At 50.5% G+C, this 21,537-nt stretch carries 17 protein-coding genes, 1 tRNA gene and 1 pseudogene; 7 read left to right on the forward strand and 12 right to left on the reverse strand.

Annotated features, from left to right (window positions below; all coding sequences use genetic code 11):
- The first annotated feature begins 1 nt into the window (after position 1).
- Together METBU_RS0102840 and METBU_RS0102845 are read left to right on the forward strand one after the other, a co-directional pair.
- Positions 2–3,064, forward strand: a complete 3,063-nt coding sequence (locus METBU_RS0102840; RefSeq protein WP_017839183.1) for a type I restriction endonuclease subunit R — start codon at positions 2–4, stop codon at positions 3,062–3,064.
- 13 nt (positions 3,065–3,077) lie between these two features.
- Positions 3,078–3,377, forward strand: a complete 300-nt coding sequence (locus METBU_RS0102845) for a hypothetical protein (RefSeq protein WP_017839184.1) — start codon at positions 3,078–3,080, stop codon at positions 3,375–3,377.
- A 91-nt stretch (positions 3,378–3,468) separates the two neighbouring features.
- On the opposite strand, the gene METBU_RS0102850 is transcribed toward METBU_RS0102845, so the two are convergent.
- Positions 3,469–4,737 (reverse strand): type II toxin-antitoxin system HipA family toxin, encoded by a 1,269-nt coding sequence (locus METBU_RS0102850; protein WP_017839185.1) that lies wholly within the window; start codon positions 4,735–4,737, stop codon positions 3,469–3,471.
- Complete coding sequence (locus METBU_RS0102855; RefSeq protein WP_017839186.1) at positions 4,734–5,195, reverse strand: helix-turn-helix domain-containing protein; 462 nt, start codon at positions 5,193–5,195, stop codon at positions 4,734–4,736. The genes METBU_RS0102850 and METBU_RS0102855 overlap by 4 nt, the downstream gene beginning before the upstream one ends.
- Positions 5,196–5,417: 222 nt before the next feature.
- Here METBU_RS0102855 and METBU_RS29180 point away from each other — a divergent pair.
- Positions 5,418–5,711: pseudogene (locus tag METBU_RS29180) on the forward strand (restriction endonuclease); the annotation flags it as partial.
- 203 nt (positions 5,712–5,914) lie between these two features.
- Here the strand turns inward: METBU_RS29180 and METBU_RS0102865 are convergent.
- Positions 5,915–6,001 (reverse strand) — tRNA-Leu (locus METBU_RS0102865).
- 89 nt (positions 6,002–6,090) lie between these two features.
- Between METBU_RS0102865 and queA the strand changes: the two genes are divergently transcribed.
- Positions 6,091–7,113 (forward strand): tRNA preQ1(34) S-adenosylmethionine ribosyltransferase-isomerase QueA, encoded by a 1,023-nt coding sequence (gene queA, locus METBU_RS0102870; RefSeq protein ID WP_026129994.1) that lies wholly within the window; start codon positions 6,091–6,093, stop codon positions 7,111–7,113.
- Positions 7,114–7,118: 5 nt separating this feature from the next.
- Here queA and METBU_RS0102875 read toward each other — a convergent pair whose 3' ends face one another.
- Complete coding sequence (locus METBU_RS0102875) at positions 7,119–7,532, reverse strand: VOC family protein (protein ID WP_017839188.1); 414 nt, start codon at positions 7,530–7,532, stop codon at positions 7,119–7,121.
- A 119-nt stretch (positions 7,533–7,651) separates the two neighbouring features.
- Positions 7,652–9,508, reverse strand: coding sequence for a malto-oligosyltrehalose trehalohydrolase (gene treZ / locus METBU_RS0102880; protein WP_026129995.1), 1,857 nt, complete (start codon positions 9,506–9,508; stop codon positions 7,652–7,654).
- Between the two features lie 561 nt (positions 9,509–10,069).
- Between treZ and mfd the strand changes: the two genes are divergently transcribed.
- Together mfd and METBU_RS25770 are read left to right on the forward strand one after the other, a co-directional pair.
- Entirely contained in the window at positions 10,070–13,531 is a 3,462-nt protein-coding gene (gene mfd / locus METBU_RS0102885; protein ID WP_017839190.1) for a transcription-repair coupling factor, read from the forward strand.
- A 113-nt stretch (positions 13,532–13,644) separates the two neighbouring features.
- Positions 13,645–13,923, forward strand: a complete 279-nt coding sequence (locus tag METBU_RS25770) for a YgiT-type zinc finger protein (RefSeq protein ID WP_083877606.1) — start codon at positions 13,645–13,647, stop codon at positions 13,921–13,923.
- A gap of 184 nt (positions 13,924–14,107) precedes the next feature.
- Here METBU_RS25770 and METBU_RS0102895 read toward each other — a convergent pair whose 3' ends face one another.
- Positions 14,108–14,863, reverse strand: coding sequence for an RES family NAD+ phosphorylase (locus METBU_RS0102895; RefSeq protein WP_051056231.1), 756 nt, complete (start codon positions 14,861–14,863; stop codon positions 14,108–14,110).
- Positions 14,820–15,290 carry an MbcA/ParS/Xre antitoxin family protein gene (locus tag METBU_RS0102900; RefSeq protein ID WP_017839193.1) on the reverse strand — a complete coding sequence of 157 codons (471 nt, stop codon included), beginning with the start codon at positions 15,288–15,290 and terminating at the stop codon, positions 14,820–14,822. Before METBU_RS0102900 ends, METBU_RS0102895 begins: the two co-directional genes overlap by 44 nt.
- A 510-nt stretch (positions 15,291–15,800) precedes the next feature.
- On the opposite strand from METBU_RS0102900, the gene METBU_RS0102905 reads away from it, so the two are divergent.
- Entirely contained in the window at positions 15,801–17,129 is a 1,329-nt protein-coding gene (locus METBU_RS0102905) for a DUF3422 family protein (RefSeq protein WP_017839195.1), read from the forward strand.
- A gap of 185 nt (positions 17,130–17,314) precedes the next feature.
- Here the strand turns inward: METBU_RS0102905 and METBU_RS0102910 are convergent, their stop codons facing one another.
- The 5 genes from METBU_RS0102910 to METBU_RS0102930 form a co-directional block, all read right to left on the reverse strand.
- Positions 17,315–18,604 (reverse strand): TRAP transporter large permease, encoded by a 1,290-nt coding sequence (locus tag METBU_RS0102910; protein WP_017839196.1) that lies wholly within the window; start codon positions 18,602–18,604, stop codon positions 17,315–17,317.
- Positions 18,604–19,035, reverse strand: a complete 432-nt coding sequence (locus METBU_RS0102915) for a TRAP transporter small permease (RefSeq protein ID WP_201764842.1) — start codon at positions 19,033–19,035, stop codon at positions 18,604–18,606. Before METBU_RS0102915 ends, METBU_RS0102910 begins: the two co-directional genes overlap by 1 nt.
- Positions 19,036–19,087: 52 nt before the next feature.
- On the reverse strand, positions 19,088–20,092 hold the full coding sequence (locus METBU_RS0102920) for a TRAP transporter substrate-binding protein (RefSeq protein ID WP_014148082.1): 1,005 nt from the start codon (positions 20,090–20,092) through the stop codon (positions 19,088–19,090).
- A 3-nt stretch (positions 20,093–20,095) separates the two neighbouring features.
- On the reverse strand, positions 20,096–20,956 hold the full coding sequence (locus tag METBU_RS0102925; RefSeq protein WP_017839198.1) for a TRAP transporter TatT component family protein: 861 nt from the start codon (positions 20,954–20,956) through the stop codon (positions 20,096–20,098).
- A gap of 155 nt (positions 20,957–21,111) precedes the next feature.
- The gene (locus METBU_RS0102930) at positions 21,112–21,537 is read right to left on the reverse strand and encodes an acyl-CoA thioesterase (RefSeq protein ID WP_017839199.1); all 426 of its coding nucleotides are present in this window, start codon (positions 21,535–21,537) and stop codon (positions 21,112–21,114) included.

A 21,537-nucleotide genomic window follows, 5' to 3' on the forward strand; every position in this document is an offset into this window, starting at 1 on the left:
TATGTTTAACGAACAAACCGTCACAGAAAATGGAATGATTGACCGCTTAAAAGGTTTAAGCGGCGTAAAGTGGACTTACTGCCACGGTGAGAGCCTGCCCAAACAAGCGCAGGATATCTTTGTCGATGAGTGGCTTAAAGACGCGTTGTGTTCGTTAAACCCCGATATCGCCAAGCAGCCGGATTATGCGGATGAAGTGATCTACAAACTGCGTGGTGTGGTGCTGGAAGCGCGCCACACCGGCTTGGTGAAGGCCAATGAAAACTTCCATGAATGGTTGATGGCCGAGAAAACCTTGCCCTTTGGCGAGAACGGCGACCATATCACCATCAATCTGATTGATTTCGACAATATCGACAACAACCATTTTGTGGTCGCGCAGCAAGTGCACTATATCGCGGCCACCGAAGTCTATTTTGATATTGTGCTGTATGTGAATGGCATTCCCTTGGTGGTGGGTGAAGTGAAAACCGCTACCCGCCCGAGTGTTACCTGGCAAGACGGTGCCGCCGATTTTATGGGTGGCAAAAAGCACTACTGGAAAAACGTTGAACCCTTCTTTGTGCCCAACTTGCTGTGTTTCGCCAGTGAAGGCAAAACCTTTGCTTACGGCGCCATCAATGCCCGGGTAAAAGATTGGGGGCCTTGGCACAACACAGATCAGCGAAATGAAATACTGCCTGGCATGGCTTCGGTACTCGACAGTTGCGAAGGTTTGTTAAACCCGCAAACGTTGTTGCAGTTACTCGAATCCTTCGCGTTGTTTTCAACGGTAAAAATCGGCAAGAACACGCCACCCAAGCGCATTAAAATTCTACCGCGCTACCCGCAGTTTGAAGCTGCAAAGCAGATTGTGGAGCGTGTGCGCAAAGGTTACCCGAAAAAAGGCCTGATCTGGCACTTCCAGGGTTCGGGTAAATCCTTGTTAATGCTCTATGCCGCCAAAATGCTGCGCGCCGAAAATGCGCTTAAAAATCCCACCGTATTGATCGTGGTCGACCGCCGCGACCTGGACAGTCAAATCAACGAAACCTTTGGCGGTGCGGATGTTAAAAACCTCATCAAGGTGCAAAGCTGCAAGAAGCTCGGTGAGCATATCGAGCAAGACAGCCGTGGCATATTGATCTCCACCATCTTCAAGTTTAAAGAGGTCGAGATTGACGAGTGCAGCCCCAATGGCCTGAATAACCGCGACAACATCATCGTGCTCGTAGACGAAGCCCACCGCACCCAAGAGGGCGGCTTGGGCGAGAAGATGCGCTGGGCCCTTCCCAATGCGCATTTCTATGGGTTAACCGGTACACCGATTTCGGGCATTGACCGCAACACCTTCAAACTATTTGGCGCCGAGGAGGACCCCGGCCGCTATATGAACCGCTATAGCTACAAACAATCCATTCGCGATGGCGCCACCAACCCGGTTAAGTTTGAGCCACGCTTGGCTGAACTGCGCGTAGACCGTGACGCCATTAACCAAGAATTTGAACAGCTGGCCCAAGAAAACAACCTGGACGAAGAAGAAAAGGCGGCGCTCTCCAAGCGTGCAGGTAAATTGGCTGTGATGCTCAAAGCACCCAAACGCATGGCCGCAGTCAGCTCCGATATTGCCGAGCACTTTACCAGCCATGTGAAGCCGAAAAAGATGAAAGGCATGGTGGTGGTGTACGACCGCGACGCTTGCGTGCAGATGTACTATTTGCTCGGTGAAAAACTCGGCTTTGATGCCGTTGATGTGGTGATGAACGTCGACCAAGCACCGGTAAAAGCCGGAGAAGGCGGTAAAAAAGACAAGCTCAACAAAGACTGGCGCAAGTGGCATGACGATTTAGAACTGCCGATTCAGCAGACAGATTTCGAGCGTTGGCAGCAGATTGATGCCGAAGATCAGGCTCAGAAGGACTTAATCGAGAGCTACAAAGATCCCAAGCACCCGATACAGCTGATTATCGTGACCGCCAAGTTGCTCACCGGATTTAATGCGCCGATTTGCTATTGCATGTACTTGGATAAGCCCCTGCGCGATCACACCCTGTTACAGGCCATGTGTCGCACCAATCGCTTGTACGAAACGGACGAGGTGCGCAAAGACATGGGCCTGATCATTGACTACCTCGGCGTATTTGAAAACCTGCGTACCGCGCTGGCCTACAATCCGGAAGAGATTGATGGCGTAGTGGAAGGCATTGAGGCCTTTAAAGAGCTGCTGCCTGCTCAGCTAAACAAGTGCCTGGACTTCTTCCCCGATGTGGACCGCACACTAGAAGGCTTCGAAGGCATTATGGCCGCGCAAGAATGTTTGCCGACCAATGAAAAGCGCGATGAGTTCGCCGCCAGCTTCGGTGTGTTGTCCAAGCTATGGTCAGCTATTAATCCTGACCCATTCTTAAGTCCTTTCAGAAAGGATTATAAATGGCTGGCGCAAATCTATGAGTCCGTCCGCCCTGTAGGCCAAACCGGCGCTCTTGTGTGGGCGGCATTGGGCCCTGAAACCATCAAGATGATCCACGAGCATACCGATATCAACCGCATCCGCGACGATATCGATGAGCTGATCATGGATGAACACGCTATTTTTACCCTGACTGAAAAAGAACAAGAACAGCGCGCGAAGCGACTGGAGATTAACTTAATGGGGCGCCTGCGAGGTCACACCGATCCGAAATTTATCGAGCTGGGTGAGCGCCTGGAAAAGCTGCGCCAAGACTACGAAGCCGGTGTGATTAAAGCGATCGACTGGTTAAAAGGACTGTTAGACGCAGCCAAGGAAACCGTGCAAGCCGAGCGCGAAACGGGCGACCGCGTCGTTACCGAAGAGGACAACAAACAGGCCTTAACCAAGCTCTTCCTGGAAACCCGGCCCGAAACAACACCAAAGTTAATAGGCGATGTGGTTGAGCAGATCGACAAAATCGTCAAAGCCACCCGTTTCGAAGGTTGGCAAAACTCCAATAGTGGTCCGCGTGAAATCCAAAAGGCGCTTCTGGTGACGCTTGCGCAATTTGGGCTGGGTAAAGATAAAGAGCTGTTTAATAAGGCTTACGCCTACATCGAAGAACATTACTAACAGGGATGGACGCATGACCGTCAGAAAAAGAATCTCAAAAAGCACCATGTCGATGTTTCTTCGTACAAAGTGTGATCGTGAACTCTATCTCTCTTTGCATGAGGATTCTGAACTCGAGGCTAATGGTATGCCGGTTCCGTTGCAGGCTCGACCGGGAATTGGAGTGCTACAAACGGTTGGAAGGGATTTTGAAGATGATCGCAATGAACAGCTGATTCAGGCGTTTTACAGTCTTGTCATATATCAGCCCGACAAAGGAGGCGCAAACTATAATGGCCCCCTAAATGTTTTGTCGTTGATCAAAAGACTTTGAATGACGAATGGGCTGCTTTGGTGGGTCTTTGTTTGAAATTTCGCCGATTGTTGTTAAACCCTGGGTTTAATAATCATGATATTTTCAAACTCTATTTGATTCGAAAGTCCTCGTGTAAATTAATCCAATGGCCTTTCAGTTTCTGCTTGTGCGCCTCATTCATGGGGAGATCTTTGATAGCCTCTCGCCAAAGATTTCGAGCCTTCTCCATGACATCATCCAAGTGGGGTTTAATTACTCTCCATGGAATCTCGGCACGATTAGCCCATGACTGAAAGTTTGCCAAGGATACGTCATACCACTCTTTAGTCTTGCCTAAATTCAGTGCGAAATGTCGTTCACCGTCGATATATAAGCTCGTGGTAACAATATCGTACGCGGGTGAAAGCCTTGGCGTGATTTTATCTGAATAAATCAAACTCCAATTCTTTAGATGTGCATCGCCATTTGCGAGAAGAATGTTGACAAGCAATCGCCTAGCGAATTGTTGTGCATCGGCCAAACCATCACCAGAAAAACCGTAAATAATTCGGCCTATTTGTTCGTAGTTTGCCGAGTTGTATTTTTCATGGGCGTATTTAACCAGCACCTGGGCAAAGTCTTCCATGTGGATGCGCGCATCATTATCGCGATCAAAGCGTTTGATTGCGAAGGCTAGCTTTTCATCGGGCAGATTTATCTGCGGAAGATTATCGAGTTTATTTAGCTCAACCAGCTTAATTTCCGGAATGTCCACTCCGACCAATTCCGCAAGTTTCATTGCGGTATATTCGTTTACCGGCACATCTTTATGCTTGGTAGAAGGCGTTTTTACAATCCAATCGCCCAAGACATCGCCTTTGGAAAGATTGTAACGTCCGTCTTTTTCCTTCATGGAAAATTTCATCTGAACGCCGGCCAATGAAAATTTGTTTTCCGGTGATACATTGTCAAACTTTATTGCTCGAGCTTTGCCGTGAGTATTGAGAACACTATCTGGAACATCGTCTGGTTCCATCGGCTCGGCCACCAAGGCGCCAGGCAGGTCAGCACCTAAATAGGAAAGAATATGGAACTCGTTGTCGACATGAACTTTGAGTCCTTGAGCAATCAACTCTCTCAGTGACCCCTCCGGAAGTAAATTGGACAATGTAGGGTGCAGCCTTTGGTTTCTTGTCCATGGTTCCGCCATTATTTTTTTAGAATGAGGAAACGCTGGGTGAGTAATCAAACTAAAGGTAGGACGGTTTGCATCATTTTTAAATTCCTCGGTAAAGCTCAGTACATTTCTACCGCCTTGAAAGCCAGCCAAATACCCAACCAGCCTGTCGTGCAGGCTCAACTTGATTACGTTTATCTCATCGACTTGGGCTTCGCTCATGAATCATCCCCCAGCAAGTCCTGCCATGGATCATCTGAAAGACTTTTCTTTGCCTCTTCTTTTGCAGTTTTTGTCGCCTGGCATATATGCTCCTTACCTAGCTCGGAACTCTCCTGTTCAAGCAGCGCTATGACAGCGCCAAGCTTTTCCTTTGGTATGAGCATAAGTTCGCTATTCAAGCCCTTCGCTATCAACTCCAAGGTGTTTAGCCTAGGGTTTCCTTTTGATTCCATGCGCTGATATTGCTGACGAGATACGCCTACACGCAACATCATGTCGTTCTGCTTGAGGTCGAGTGTCAGTCGCCGTTGTTTTATCTGGTGGAGTAAAGAATTCATCTTAGTAAACACATATGTTGCTTTCACGATGGATAGCAACATATTAGTTGCTTTCATATCTAAAGGCAACTTATCCGTTGCTTTTGAGGGGTGCCACACCAGCAGCATAAAAGGCAGCATATATACCTTTCGCACTTCAAATTTCGGCAGTGCCGGAGGAGGCCTCGGGGTGCTCGATAAAGGCTTTGCCAGCATGGAGCTGGCATAGAGCCTACATGGACGTATTTACGGCGTCCTTTAACGGGCACCCCGAGGCCGAATTTTCATCTGCGATGAGTATATATTGCCTTTTGGCCGTAGCGCTCTCGTTGTCGAACAGTCGAGTAAGCCGCCGATTCCCAAAATGAACGGAACTTTGTAGCCGAACTCGGCACCCGTGATGAAGTAGTGGTCAACGCCAAACTGCCGAAAGGCTTTTTCATGTCGACGCCGGTCGGTGACTACAATCCGAATTGGATGATCGCGCATTCGAAGATTGAATGCGCCCGCATGTTTTTCGAGCGACTCAATCATATAGTGTTCGCACATCAAATTTCGTTTTTTTATCCCCTCATCCTAGCTTTCTCCCGGAGGGAGAATATATTGAAGCGCCGAAATTTGATGTGCGATAGGCAAAAATCAACGAAGAGCAAGTGAAATCCGACGTCGAGGACAATTACATAAAACTGATGAGGTTAGTGATGTAAACAAGCTTGTTTATTGCAATGTTGATGGGAGAATTGAAATCCGGCAACTCAATAAAAAACAGTGGGTCGCTTTTGCTGCGGCAGTATCGCATTTTTCAAAAGGCAATAAAAAAAGGCCTTAACGGAAAATCCGCTAAAGCCTTGATTATTCTTTGGTACCGAGGGCCGGAATCGAACCGGCACGGTATCGCTACCACTGGATTTTGAATCCAGCGCGTCTACCAGTTTCGCCACCCCGGCAAAGAACGGATATTATATTGAAATTTTTTCAATTGTCCAATGTTTTTTTAAGTGTCATTATTCGGAGCAAACTGGTATTATCGCGCGCCATGAAAAAAAGCGACTTTAATTATCATTTACCGGAGCATTTAATTGCTCAATACCCCTTACCTGACCGCGTTAGCAGCCGATTGTTGTGTTTGGATGGCGCTAATGGGAATTTGCGCGATAAGCGGTTCAGCGATTTTATCGATTTGGTCGAGGCTGATGATTTATTGGTATTTAATGATACCAAGGTGATTCCCGCGCGCCTATTCGGACAAAAACAAACCGGCGGCAAGGTGGAAATTTTGATCGAGCGCATCGTCGATCGGCATGAAGCCATTGCGCATGTACGAGCGAGTAAGTCGCCCAAAGCCGGGACGATTATCGATTTGGATCGAGATTATCGCTGCGTAGTGCAGGGTAGGGAGGATGACTTGTTTAGGCTCCGCTTCGATGGCGACGCCGGCGTGCTCGACATTCTGGAAAGCATCGGTCACATTCCGTTGCCGCCTTATATCGACCGGGCTGACGACGCTGTCGATTTGGAGCGCTACCAAACCGTATTTGCGAAGGAAGCGGGTGCCGTGGCGGCGCCGACTGCCGGCCTGCATTTTAGCCAAGCTATTCTTGATCAGTTAGACGCAAAGGGCGTACCAAAAACGTTTGTGACGCTGCATGTCGGGAGCGGTACGTTTCAACCGGTTCGAGCCGAGGATTTGTCTCAGCATCTAATGCATAAGGAATATTATGCGGTTTCGCCTGAAACAGTCCAAGCAGTCGAGCAAGCCAAGTCTCGTGGCGGACGTGTCATCGCTATCGGCACCACGGCGGTAAGGGCATTGGAATCGGCTTCGAGGAGCGGCAGACTTGAGCCCGGTTTTGGCGATACCGATTTGTTCATTACGCCGGGTTACCGATTTGTATCGGTCGATGTTTTGCTGACCAATTTTCATTTGCCCGAGTCTACGTTATTGATGCTGGTTTCGGCGTTTGCCGGTTACGACAATATTATGAAGGCTTATCGGCATGCCATAGAACAAGAATACCGTTTTTTCAGTTACGGCGATGCGATGTTCTTGACACGTTGATGCGCTCATAAATTACTATTTGCCGCTCCCTTCAGCTCGATAACATTATTCTCCGGATCTTCGATATACAACGAAGGTCCGTAGCCTTCTGCTCCGTAATGTATTTCGATATCACTGTAGCTAACGCTTTTTTCTACTAAGTACCGTTTGATTTCTTGTTCATCGAACGGGTCGATACGCAGGCAAAAATGATGCATGTTCCGACCCTCTTCGCTCGGAGCCCGGCCTCCTTGGCGGCCGAGTTCGCCTTGGACCGAGACGATGTCGATCAATGAGGCTCCTGCTCTCAATTGATACAAGCCGATTTTTTCCGACGATTTTTCGAGATGGCAAGCCAGCACATCGCAATAGAAGCGGATCATCGTTTCCGGGTTTCGGGCCCGGATCACGACATGGTCGATATTTTTAATCTGGAGCATGACTGGACTCCTTGAGGATAAGAGCTATCAGCATCGGCTTGGCGCGCTTGAAAGCCGGCATCGGCCTCTTGCTTATCGGAAAGCGCCATGGCAACTAGCTTTTTGCGCTTCGAGAAAGCTTAAGACTCGGCATCGGCTTCGGCCAATAGAAAAATTACCGACCAAGGCGTCAGCCGGCCCTGTTCGACACGTTCGGACGCGTCCGGTTCGGCGGCAAACAAGACTTCGCCATCGCTAAAGCAGTTGACCCAAGCCGGTTCGCTGCCGAGGTTGGCGATCATTTTTAAAATGCTTCCATCATTCATCGGCCATTGCACGCATAACGCATGTTCATTGAGAACTCGGTATTCGGCTTGCCCTCCGGTCAATCCGTAGAGTCTCGGTCGAATATACCGGCTTCGAATGCGTAATAGTTTTCGGTGATATTCGAGCCATTGCAGATGCGGCGTTTCGTCGATTTCGTTCCAATCCAGTATTGCCGACTCGAAGGTTTCCGGCTCATTCGGCGTCGGAATCGGCTTTTTGGGGTTCGGTTTGAAATCGGGGAACTTGGCAAATTCGTTGAGCCTGCCTTCGGCGACTTGCTTATTTAAGTCGTCGGAGAAGTCGACAAAGTAGTTGAAAGGACGGCTGCAGGCCCATTCCTGTCCCATGAACAACAACGGCGGGGCAGGGGCTAGCAGCAATATCGCGGTTGCGGCTCGTAACGCTTCGGGCGAGCATAGAGCCGATAAGCGTTCGCCATAGGCTCGGTTGCCGATTTGGTCGTGAGTCTGGAGAAAATTGACAAAAGCGGTCGGCGGTAGATCCTTCGACGGTTCGCCGCGCGGATTGTCGTCTCGGTATCCGGAAATCTCTCCCTGGTAGGCAAAGCCTTCGGCAAGACACCGCCCCAGGTGTTGAATCGGCTGCTCGCCGTAGTCTTGATAATAACCTTGGTGTTCGCCGGTCAACTGTGCGTGTAGTGTATGATGAAAGTCGTCATTCCACTGCGAGGTAAAATAACGTTCCGGGTGCTCCGAATTCTGCCTCAAGTAATGCGCGGCATTGGCGTCGTTTTCCAGTATCAAGTGAATTTGCCGGTCGAAACCCGGACCCCGGCGCACGGCTTCGGCCAGACAACTCAAAAAATCCGGGTCGGATTCGTCGAAAATGGCATGTACCGCATCCAGGCGTAGGCCGTCGAAATGAAACTCGTCAAGCCAATACAAGGCATTATGGATAAAAAACTGGCGTACCCAATGGCTGTGTTCGCCGTCGAAATTTATCGCCGCGCCCCACGGCGTATGCGTTCGATCGCTGAAAAATGCCGGCGCGTAATGATGCAGATAATTGCCTTCCGGTCCGAAGTGATTGTAAACCACATCGTTGAAAACCATCAGACCCTTGGCATGAGCGCTGGCAATCAAGTCTTTTAAGTCGTCGGGTGTCCCGTAGCGGCTGTCGGTGGCAAATAACAGAGCACCGTCGTAACCCCAATTACAGCGCCCGGGGAAGTCGGCGATCGGCATCAATTGCAATGCGGTGACGCCTAAATCGACCAAGTGGTCTAGATGTTTTTTAACGCCGGCGAATGTGCCTTCTTTACTGAAAGTGCCGACATGCAATTCGTAAATGACCGAATCTTCCCAAGGCAGGCCTATCCAATCATTGTCTTGCCATTGCCATTCGCTAGGATCGATGACCTGACTGGAACCGTGGACATCCTGCGGTTGATATCGGGAGGCAGGATCGGGAACTTGTATTTTTTTATCGATTCGGTATTGGTAATAAAATCCCGCGCTGGCCAATTCGGTAGTAATGCCGAACCAGCCATCATCTTCCGGGGCCATCAGCAATCGTGTTTCCGGAGCCAAACCTTGTAAACAAAGTTCGACTTGCTTCGCGCCGGGCGCCCACAAGCGGAAATTGACGCGTCCGTCGTCGAGTATATGAGAGCCGAACGGCATGGAGTGTAGACGTTTTACGATAGACATAAGCTTTAACCTTACGCGGCCTTTAGCGACCGCAACTTTTGCGATCCTTGCAAACGCGGGGAGAGGTTTTCACTCTTAGTAAATTCTCAAGAGAAAACCGTGATATTCACTTATAGGACTGTTCGTATTCTTGCGATCCTTAGCTATCAATATACGCCGACGAATTTATACATGCAAGGTTGGGTCGGAATTCACCCGTTAGGAACAGGCATGAAATCTGTGCTTTAATGTCCTAAGGGTTTGGTCGTAAATAACTTCCCTATTTTAGGGAGGGTTTGGTAATTCGATTGGCAGGTGTCGGCAGCAGGGCAGATTTTTGCTCTATGCAAGATCTGCATTCACGGCATCCCTGGCGTTCGAGTTGCCGTCTTCGATAGACACATCCCATACCTTTTTTCATAGACGGTTTTTCGATCAAAAGGGAGTCAGGTGAAACCGCCTATTTGAAGATCGTTAGAATTAACGTTTCCGCCATTCTAAATTTCAAATGCATCTACTGAGAAGCTGACAACGAAAAGTATATAATACCCTTTTTAAATTTCTCAATTTTGACTCCGAGTCATGTCCAAACATCAAGATTTGATTTTCCCCACCGAAATTTCATTACAACCGCATACCATTTCAATTTGGACAGGTTTAAACGGTTGCGGCGATTCGCTTGCGTTGGCATCGGCGATACAACAAGAAAAGCGCTTATTCGTGATTATTACGCAGGATAGTCAAACTGCATTGCGTCTTGAGCATGAACTGGCGTTCTTTCTGCAAAATAAGCATCCCATTTTGCATTTCCCCGACTGGGAAATCCTGCCTTACGATGTATTTTCGCCGCTGCCGGACATCGTCTCGGAACGCCTGAAAACGCTCGCGGTGCTGCCCGAAGTACAACGCGGCGCGCTGATCGTACCGGTCTCGACTCTAATGCACAGGCTTGCGCCGCGAGATCATGTTCTGGCCAACAGTTTTTCAATCGCCGTCGGCGATACCTTCAATCTGGAGCTGAACCGCTCAAAACTCGAAAGCGTCGGCTATCAGTGCGTGTCTCAGGTCTATCAGCATGGCGAATTCGCGGTGCGTGGCGCCATCGTAGATCTGTTTCCGATGGGCAGCAGGGTGCCGTACCGTATCGAATTGTTCGACGAAGACATCGAATCGATCCGCACCTTCGATCCCGAGACGCAGCTTTCGGTTGAAAAAATCGACCGCATACAATTGTTTCCGGCGCGCGAATTTCCGTTCACCGACGAGGCGATCAAGCATTTCCGCCAAGCCTTTCGAACCCGTTTCCCGAATGCCTCGCAGAAAAACAGTCTTTATCTAGATGTCAGCAAAGGCGTCGCGTTCGGCGGCATCGAATATTATTTGCCGTTGTTCGTCGAAAGCACCGCAGCGCTATTCGATTATCTGCCCGATTCTGCGGTGTTGGTCACGGCCGACAATTTTGCGCAAAGCACCGAGTCTTTCTACAGCGAGGCAAAAGAGCGTTACGAACAACGCAAATATGATGTGGAGCGGCCGCTGCTCGAACCCGAAACCTTGTTCCTGTCGCCGGGAGAAATGCGCGAGCGTACCGATAAGTTTACTCGTATTACGTTGAGCCAAACCCAGCTCGGCGGAATTAGCGAGATTGATTTTCGCTGCAAGCCGCTGCCCGAGGTAACGATCGACGCGAAGTTGAAGGAGCCGGCGCGGGCGTTGCAACAGTTTCTCGACGAGTTTCCGGGCAAGGTATTGTTCGTCGCCGAAACGGCCGGACACCGCGAAGACTTGATCGGTAAATTGAGCAAATTCGGCATTAAGACCCAACAAGTCGAACATTGGCACGCGTTTCTGCAATCCGAACAGTCGCCGTGCATGGTCGTCGCGCCGATGGATCAAGGCTTGTGGCTGGATTCGCCGCCGCTCGCCGTGATTACCGAAAGCCAGTTGAGCGGCGAAAAAGTCCAACAGCGCCGCCGTCGCCGTAAATCGGCCGCGAAAGAACTCGAAAACATCGTCAATAATCTGAACGAATTGACGATCGGCTCGCCGGTTGTGCATGTCGAGCACGGCGTCGGACGCTATATGGGACTGCAAACCCTCGAGCTCGGCGGCATGACCGCGGAATTCCTGATGCTCGAATACGCGAACAACGACAAACTCTACGTGCCGGTCTCGTCGCTGAACCTGATCGGCCGCTATACCGGCATCAGCCCCGAAGACGCGCCGCTGCACAGGCTCGGCGGCGACCAGTGGAGTAAGGCAAAGAAAAAGGCGATGGAACGCATTCGCGACGTCGCGGCCGAATTGCTCGACATCCACGCCAAACGCGCGATGAAAAAAGGCCATGCCTTCGATGTCGACAACACCGAATACCAAGCCTTTGCGGCCGCTTTTCCGTTCGAGGAAACGCCGGATCAGCAAACCGCGATCGAAGCGATTCTCGAAGACATGGCCAGCCCGCAGCCGATGGATCGCGTGATCTGCGGCGACGTCGGCTTCGGCAAGACCGAAGTGTCGATGCGCGCGGCCTTCATCGCGGTGCAAAGCGGCAAGCAAGTCGCGGTTCTGGTACCGACCACGCTGTTGGCGCAGCAGCATTATCAGAATTTCCGCGATCGCTTCGCCGACTGGCCGGTGCGCATCGAAGTGATGTCGCGTTTTGTCACGCCGAAGCAGCAAAAAGCGATTCTCGAAGACCTGGAGCAGGGCAAGGTCGATATCGTGATCGGTACGCATAAACTGTTGTCGAACGAGATCAAATACCGCGAGCTCGGCCTGGTCGTCATCGACGAGGAACACCGTTTTGGTGTGCGCCAGAAGGAGCATTTCAAGAAGCTGCGCAACGAGATCGACATGCTGACGCTGACCGCGACGCCTATTCCGAGAACCTTGAACATGGCGATGTCGGGTCTGCGCGAAATCTCGATCATCGCGAGCCCGCCGCCAAACCGCCACGCGATCAAGACCTTCATCAGCGAATGGATCGACTCGCAAATCAAAGAGGCCTGTCAGCGCGAAATCAAGCGCGGCGGTCAAGTGTTCTTTCTGCATAACGACGTCAAAACGATGGAGAAAATGGCGCGCCAGCTCGAAAACCTGGTGCCCGAGGCGCGCATCGAAATCGCGCACGGCCAGATGCCCGAGCGCGAACTGGAAAAAATCATGCTCGATTTCTATCACCAGCGCTTCAACTTATTGCTCAGCACGACGATTATCGAAAGCGGCATCGACATACCCAGCGCGAATACGATCGTGATCAATCGCGCCGACAAGCTCGGTCTCGCGCAATTGCATCAATTGCGCGGCCGGGTAGGGCGCTCGCATCATCGGGCCTATGCCTATTTCGTGATTCCGCCGAAAACGGTCATGACCAAGGACGCCTTAAAACGGCTCGAAGCGCTCGAAGCGTCGGGCGACCTCGGCGCGGGCTTCATGCTGTCGTCGCACGACATGGAAATTCGCGGTGCCGGCGAATTGCTCGGCGACGAACAAAGCGGGCAAATCCAGGAAATCGGCTTCACGCTCTACACCGATCTGCTCGAACGCGCGGTCAACGCATTGAAATCAGGCCGCCAGCCCGAGCTTGACGCGCCGATGGAAACCGGTCCCGAAGTCGATTTGCAGTCGCCGGCATTGATTCCCGAAGATTACCTGCCCGACATCCATGCCAGACTGGTGCTGTATAAACGCATCGCCAGCGCCGACACGCACGACGACCTGAGAGCCCTGCAAATCGAAATGATCGATCGCTTCGGTCTGCTGCCGGAACCGGTCAAGACGTTGTTCAGCGTTGCCGAATTGAAACAGCAAGCCGAAAAACTCGGCATCAAGAAAATCGAAGCGAACGCCGGCGGCGGCCGCATCGTGTTCTCGCACGAACCGAAGATCGACGCGGCCAGTCTGATCGAATTGATACAAACGCAGGCGCAAGTCTACAAATTCGACGGCGCGGATAAATTGCGCTTCATCATGCCGTTCAACGCAACGGAAGAAAAGCTGGAGTTCATCGAGGCATTGTTGAAACAGTTGGCGCCGGCGGATTGATTACAGCGTTGTGGGAGCGATGCCCAGATCGCGACTGATGATTGGGCGGTAATGATCACGGTCTATAAACCGGATTCCGCGCGTTGGAATGATTGGAAGGTGAGGGTGAAGAAATGATTCCATTTGAAAAATGCCCTGTATGCGGTGGCGAGCTTGAAACTAAACCGGTAGAGAAACTATTGCGAGGCGGTGGCAACACTCTGTCATTTAGGGTAACAGCAGAAGTTTGCCGACAGTGCGGAGAACGACTTTATGCGGTGGATGTTGTTAGGTCTTTTGAAGAAATCCGAGCCAAGCTCCAGAAACAGGAGTTTGATCATCTCAAGCCACTTGGACGGTCATTTACTGTTGACAACGATTGGTCGAACAAAGCCATTCAGCCAAGCGCTTAACTTGACTCTAAACCTCAAAAATATCAATCATCCAAGCAGGTATTTCTCCACCATGAGTATAACCGAACTTCATAAATTACCCGCCATGGAGAAACTGAAGATAATTGAAGAACTTTGGAGCGATTTGATCTACGACGGGTATACAACGCTTTTACGCCAAATGTCCGGCCGATAAATTGTTGTTTTAATGGGTTCTATCTCTCTTGCTTGGCTTATATTCCGTTTTTACATACACGTTTGAAAAATCAGAACCATCCCAAACATAACAGTAATGTTTACCTTGGCGTACGGGTGACAAAGCCTTAGGTCTAAATATTGCGATACACTCTCCACCCTGGCGCCTGACGCTATCGTAAACGATACCGTTTGAGCCATTATTGCGAAGTTCACGCGCAAGCGTCTGAGGATAAGAATATTGATCCGGACTGGACTTATAAATATCCTGCATGTCGCTCTGTTTGCCACGGATATCGTGAAACTCTGTGTTTATGTCCGACGCATAGCTGCGCATGTCTATTTCTATTGGCGGCTGATTGGTTGCCTCAAGAAATCGTTTCCTATGAAACTTGGTTTCCTCAATAGCGGTATCAATATCCTTTGCCGCGTAATATACGCCATATGAGCCATCGGTAAAGCGGCTGCCTTCCGGATTTAAATGCGTGAATGCGGCCATGATTGGCGTTGTTCCCGGGCCTGAAATTCGTTCGTCCGGCGGGACAAGAAAAATCTCTCCGGCCTCTTCGCGTAAACGGTCATTGGTTAGGCTTTCAATAAAGAAAACCACTTCCAAATCCTCCGGGTCTGCAACTCGATCAAATAGACCAACAGGTGAAAACCTGCTTGGAACGAGTCGCCAGCATGATTTCCAGCTGATTAAAGAGGTCTGCAATAACTCACTACGACCAACCACGTTGGCTATCCAAGTATTGGCGGACGACATAAAGATCGGCTACATGTCCTGATAACATTCTTTCCAAAGCAGACTGCCCATTAAACGGACTCGCTGAATTTGGTCGGCTCAACCAAGTATCGGCGGCCTCAGGTTTAGGTAAAAGAATTTGCAGCGCCTTGTAGATTCCAAAGATATAGGAAAGCCGCTCAAGCTTATCTTGGGTCAAGTTGGCTTCCTCGGGCTTCTTTTTCCATTTAAAGAAAGTGCTTTTTGAGTCTAATCCCAATAGCTTCATGGCCTGCTCTGTATTAAGCCGCCATGCGTCGGCTATATTGAAGAATGTGTTTAAAGCGCCTTTTGCGATAGAAGATTTATCCTGTGAAAAATTATGTTTAGTACTCTTGTTCATGCCTTCTTCCTGTCTATCCATAGATATAATTACAAAATATGTCCATTTATGCGCTTTGTCAATCATATCTGACTGCACAAAAAATCAAGCATGCGAGGACCATTGAAGCCGTTTGGCGAGGCTATAAGGATTTCGTGATAAATAACGTCCTGTCAAGCGAGTCACCAAACCGCAGCAATTCCCAGTTTGAGCAGTTTCGCCGATTTTAGGGTGTGGGGTATGCCTGTCGAGGAACGCCGTAAACCCATCCATGGGGGCTTGGCGGCAGCTCGAGCGCCAAGGATGGCGTGAATGCAGATTTTGCATGGAGCAAAAATCTGCCCTGCTGCCGACATCCTCGCCAAGCACACCCCACACCCTTTTTGATCTCCAAATTGGGAATTGCTGACCAAACCGCCACAAAGCCTACTATTTGTATAAGTTATTTTGTGCATATTCCTTAGTGGCATTACCCCTTTGACCGCCTCTCGTTTTGATGATCTTGAATTGACAATCAATTTAATATTTTCATCATTATCAACAATCGCTAAACTATGCTGTTATTCAAGAGCGCCCCTGCTTTTCATGTTTCGATAAATGACCACCGACAATAATGTGACGACCTTATTTCCCTTGCCGCAAAACCACCCGCAACGTTTCGTGTTGCACAATGAAGTCCATGCCCGCGCATCGCTGAACTTGGAGTTACCGATCAGGGCCTCTCATCTGGCCTTGCTGTTGACGAGCGATGAAAAACAGCGCGAGCGCGACCATCTGAGCAAGCTCTGCGAGCGATACGGCAAGCCGTGTCCCGAAAACGACGCTAGCCATTTGAGCGAAACCTTCGATACGTTCGAAATCCGGTGGGAGCAGCACAGCGAGTTCAGCACTTACACGTTTTACGTAGCGAATACGCCGGCCGATCCGTTTTCCGACCCTGCGTTGAAGAAAGTGCCGGTCGATTGGCTTTCCGAATTGCCGGGTCAATTGATGGTCGCCGCGCATGCCGTAATCCAACCGGCGGCTGTTGTCAAGAACGGCGACGGTCTCGATATGGCCGCTATTTCCGCCTGTTTCGCGAACAATCCGGTCGTAGGTTCCAGCGTTACCGGCGGGGACGCTCAGGTATTTACCGATTTTAGGATACATGTCGACGGATTCAGCCGTTTTCTGATCGTCGACCATAATTTGCGCTCGGCGCAGGCAGGTCGATTGCTGCATCGTCTGTTCGAAATCGAAGTCTACAGAGTAATGGCACTGCTGGCGTTTCCAATCGCGAAAAAGCTCGCGCCGGAACTGAGGCGGGCCAATCAGAAGCTTTATACGATCACGAATGCAATGGCGCAATCGGACAACAGTAAGGACGCCGGGCTGTTGGACGAATTGACGACGTTGGCTGCCGAAATCGAAAACCATATTTCGACGCATCTGTTTCGATTCACGGCTGCAAGCGCCTACTATCAACTGGTCGGTCAACGTCTAGAGGATTTACGCGAAGTCCGGATTCAAGGCATACAGACGCTCGGCGAATTCATTCGGCGGCGCATGGAACCGGCGATGAATACCTGTTATTCGACCTCCAAACGATTCACATCCTTGTCCGAAAGAGTCGGCAATGCGAGCCAATTATTGCGAACACGAGTCGATATCGTGATCGAGCGGCAGAATCAAGGGCTGCTGAGCTCGATGGCGCGGCGAGCGAAGATGCAGTTCAAGATGCAACAGACCGTTGAAGGCATTTCGATCGTCGCGATCACCTATTACGCGACCGGGCTGATCGGCTCGGTCTCCAAGGCTGCGCGCGCTGCCGGTTGGCCGGTCAATCCGGAGCTCGCGGTAGGCGCGGCGATTCCGTTCGTGATGATAGCGGTCGCGTTGGGCCTGAAACGGATTCACAAAATGATCGAAAAAACGAGCGACGAATAAAGTCGCGTAGTCGGGTTAGTGTTGCGTAACCCGACGTTCTGGAGAAGTCTTATTCCCAAGCTATCGTCTGTGGATCGAACGCCAAGAGAATCAAAATCTGGAGCCGCAGGGTGCTTACTCCCTTTATATACACATCCCATATCTTTTATTCTTAGACGGTTTTTCAATCAAAAGGGAGTAATAGCTTATGACCGACTTGCTTCTAGCCAACTCGGTAAGCCTAATGTGAGTGCCGGCCAATAAGTAATGATCAGTACGGCTAATAGCAGAATGAAGAAAAAAGGCAATGTGGCTTGGTATAGCTGTAATAGAGGTCGCTGGAACCGGTAACTGGCGATAAACAAGTTCATGCCCACCGGTGGCGTGAAGTAGCCGATTTGCATATTCGCCAGAAAAATAATGCCCAAATGCACGGGGTCTACGCCGTAACCGACCGCGATCGGCAGCAGTAACGGAATCATGATGACCAACGCGGCGAAAATGTCGAGCATCATGCCCAAGATCAGCAAAAACACGTTCAGCGCGATAAGAAAGGTCAATCGGCTCGAGATATGATCGTGAACGAATTCGAATAAACGCCCCGGCACATCGGCATCGATCATCACGTTCGTCGAGGCCAGCGAAACGCCTAAAATTACCAGAATGCCGCCGACCATGACCATTGCGCTTCGCATCACGGCAGGCAATTGGCTTAGACTGATTTCGCGGTGAATCAAGACTTCGACAATCAGCACATAGACCGTCGTGACGGCGGCGGCTTCCGATACCGCGAAATAGCCGCTGTAAATGCCGCCCAGCACGATAAACGGCAAAGGCAGTTCCCAGCGCGATTCGCGCAAAGCCTGCCAGGCTTCGTTTACGGTGAATCGAGTCAGTCCGATATCGCGGTTATGCCAATAACTCCAACCCGACAACATGACCAACATCAGCAGACCCGGCATGACGCCGGCCAAAAACAACTCATCGATCGTAAACGGCCGGCCGACGCTCATTTGCTGTGCGATAACGCCGAACAATATCAGTGGTAATGAAGGGGCGAACAGCAAACCCAGGCTGCCGGATGTCGTCACCAAGCCGAGGCTGAAATTTTCACGGTAACCGGCTTTGATCAAGGCCGGATAAAGCAAGGCGCCCAATGCGACGATCGTGACGCCCGAAGCGCCGGTAAACGCTGTCAACAATGCGCAAGCCGTCAATGAAACCATGGCCAGGCCGCCGGGCAACCAGCCTAGCAGCGCTTGCGTCAGGCGCATCAGCCTTGCCGGCGCTTGGCTTTCGCTTAATAAGAAACCTGCAAACGTAAACAGCGGAATCGCCAGTAATATCGACATATCGGCCAGGCGGTAAAACTCGATCGCCACGACCATCAAGTCGATTTCGTTATGATAAAACCCGAGCAGGGCGCTGGCGGCAATAATCGCGAACAATGGAGTGCCCAAGAGCGCCAGAACGATTAGCGCAACTGCGATGAGCATCAGGGCGCCTCTCTATTCAGCAAGACCGAAAGCCCATGCAATACAAAGCGCAGGCTCATGATGCCGAAGCCGAATGGGATAATTAGTTGGCAAATCCAGACAGGAACCGAGGCGAATGCCGTAGTCGCATCTTGATAGTCCATCAGCGTCAATCGCGCGCCTTGCCAAGCCAGTAGTGCGCAAATGATAGCGGTAAACCAGTGGCTGATGAGTTGAGCGGGTATTTTCAGAAATGGGGGCAGGTACTTGCTAAGGACATCGATGCTGATATGGTTATTATCGCGGGTTGCGGCCATCGCCCCGAGCAGCGCGATCCATAGCACTAGGATACGCAGCAGCGGGTCGGCCCAGTCCAAGCCGGCGCCCCAAACGTTTCGCAGCACGACCTGGCCGATGGCCAGCAAAATCATCGCGGCGAGTACTAACGCCAAAATGCCGTCTTCTAGCCGCCTTAAACCGTTGATGAGACGCCGACACATGGAGCTAGTGGACTGAGCCTTGGCGAAAGTCGTTTAAATGCCGTCTTAGGGTCTCGATAATCGATTGGCTGAGAATGCCTTCCCGTTCCATTTTCGATTTAGTGTCTTCGAGCATCGCCTGCCAGTTTTTTCGATCGTTTTCATCGGTTGCGACGAATTGAATGCCTTGGTTGCGTAAAACCCTGAGCGCTTCGGCATTATCGCGGCGATTGATACTGTTGAATTCCTTATAAACCGCGCCGATTACATCGCGAACGATTCGTTGATCGTCCGGCCTTAATCGCGAGAAGGCCCGTGCTTGAACGATCATCGTACCGTACAAATAAGCCAACGGTTCATCGGTAACAAATTTGACGCGGGCGTGCCATTGCAGCGCAATCGCGCCCATCGGCGAGCTGGCGACCGTATTGATCAGGCCGGTTTGCAATGCGGTCATTACATCGGTTAACGGTAGCGATATCGGGGATACGCCGATGGTTTGAAAAGCGCTTCGGCTGATGTAATCGCCTTCGGGAATCCATATCTTTTGGCCTTTCAGGTCTTCGACCCGCGACACCGGTTTGTCCGACATCAAATAGGCAAAACCGCCTTCGCTCAGACCGAAGCTGATGAAACCGTTTTGCTCGAGTCCCTTGACGATCAAATCGTCCATGCGCGAGCGCACATAATCGACTTCGTCGAAAGAGCGAAAAATCAACGGCAAGCTATACACCTGCGAATCCGGGTAAATGTCCTTCAAACCGCCGCCGGGAATAATGCCGCCTTGTAACTGATTGACATTGATTTTACGCATCACGCTGGCGTCGTTGCCCATGATACCGCCCGGGTAAAACCGAAAGGTAACGCGACCGTTCGTGCGCCGTTTAATCTCGTCGGCAGCTTCGCGCATTTTTTCCATCCAGACCGTACCGTCCGGCGAAGCTGTTGCGATTTTGAGCATTTGCGATAGGGCCGGCGGCGAAAAAACCGTCAGGCACATTAAAAACAGAGTCGCGATTAAATGATGCATAAGTCACTCTTGGAAGTAGCTGTCGGATTCGGCCAGTAATTGTTGGGCTTCTTGTTGCGCCATGGTATTGGAAAGGGACAGGCCCGGCACATTCGGGTCAGCCTGCAGTACTTCGCGCAGCAAACGGTCGTGGAGATCACGATCATACAGCATCCGAGCATAATTGCGTGCCAAGGCGACCTTGACGGCCAGATCGTTACCGCGCGACAGTTCTATCGCGCGCTCGAAATGGCTTTTAGCGGTTTCCGGATCGCCGCCCAAAGCCGGCGATAATTGCGAGCGGAGCAGTCCCAGATAGAAATGCGCCCGTCCGGAATCGAAGGACTCGTCCAATTCGAGTATTCTTTCGAATAACGATTCGATTTTCGGTCGGTCGGCAATAGCATCCCAATCGCGGCTGTGAGCTTGCAGCCACGAAGCCCAAGTCAGTCCGTAGGTGTACAGAACATTCAAGGATGCACGATCGGCATTTTGCAAAGCCGGTGCGAAAGCGTCATGAGGCAATCGGTCGATCCGACATAGGGAGTGCCGTTCCAAACACAGAGCCCGTTCGGCGTAAGCGCGCGCTTTATTGCTGAGGTTACGGGCACGGGACGTCTCCCTCACCAATTCCGATGCATATAATGCATAGAGCTTAGCGCCGGAAACCAGCAGGTCCGTATTTTCCGGTTGTTGCTCGATCAATCCGTCGGTCATCAATAGATAAGCCGGCAAGCCTTTGCGCACGATCTCGATGTCGTTCTGATCGAGAATTGCCGAGGACAGAGAGTCGGAAAGGTTTTGAAGGGAAGCGCTCACGCAGCCCATCAAAAACGCCGATAAAACCGGCAATAAAATAAATCGGGTTAATTTCGCTATGGCCATAGGATTATTCAGAAAAATTCGATATTCGGCCGGTCATTATACCTTTATTGATCAGCGAAAGAGTACAGAAGCTAAAAGCGGATCGCTAAAGAGTAGAATCTATAATCGCTGCTTCGGGGTTGCATAAATTCGGAGTTGAATCCAAGATTGAATTTTCAGATTTCAAATTCGTATAACGCCAAGCGTAGCGATTGAGGAAGTGGCGTAGGGCGCATTGTCGTTCCCTCTTTCATCATAGAGGCGATTTGTTGTTCGCCGCTGGCGATCAATTCTTCAGTATTTTCTTGACGGACTCTTAGATAATCAAATTTCATCGTAACGCGATTTTGTGTGATCTGAGTTGCAAACATTTTTATGAGCACTTCGTCCAATGCGAACAACTCCTGAAAATATTCGCACGATACCCGCGTCGTTACTAGGCTTAACCCTTGCCCAAGCGCATCGATCACGTCGGGTGCATAATCGCGTAGAAACATTTCACGTACTCGGCCTTGCCAACGTATATGGTTGGCGAAATAGACATTGCCGACCAAGTTGGTTTCTTCAAAACTAACGATGTGCCGATATTCGTAGGCTTTCAT

Source organism: Methylotuvimicrobium buryatense 5G (assembly GCF_000341735.1).
GTDB lineage: Bacteria > Pseudomonadota > Gammaproteobacteria > Methylococcales > Methylomonadaceae > Methylotuvimicrobium > Methylotuvimicrobium buryatense.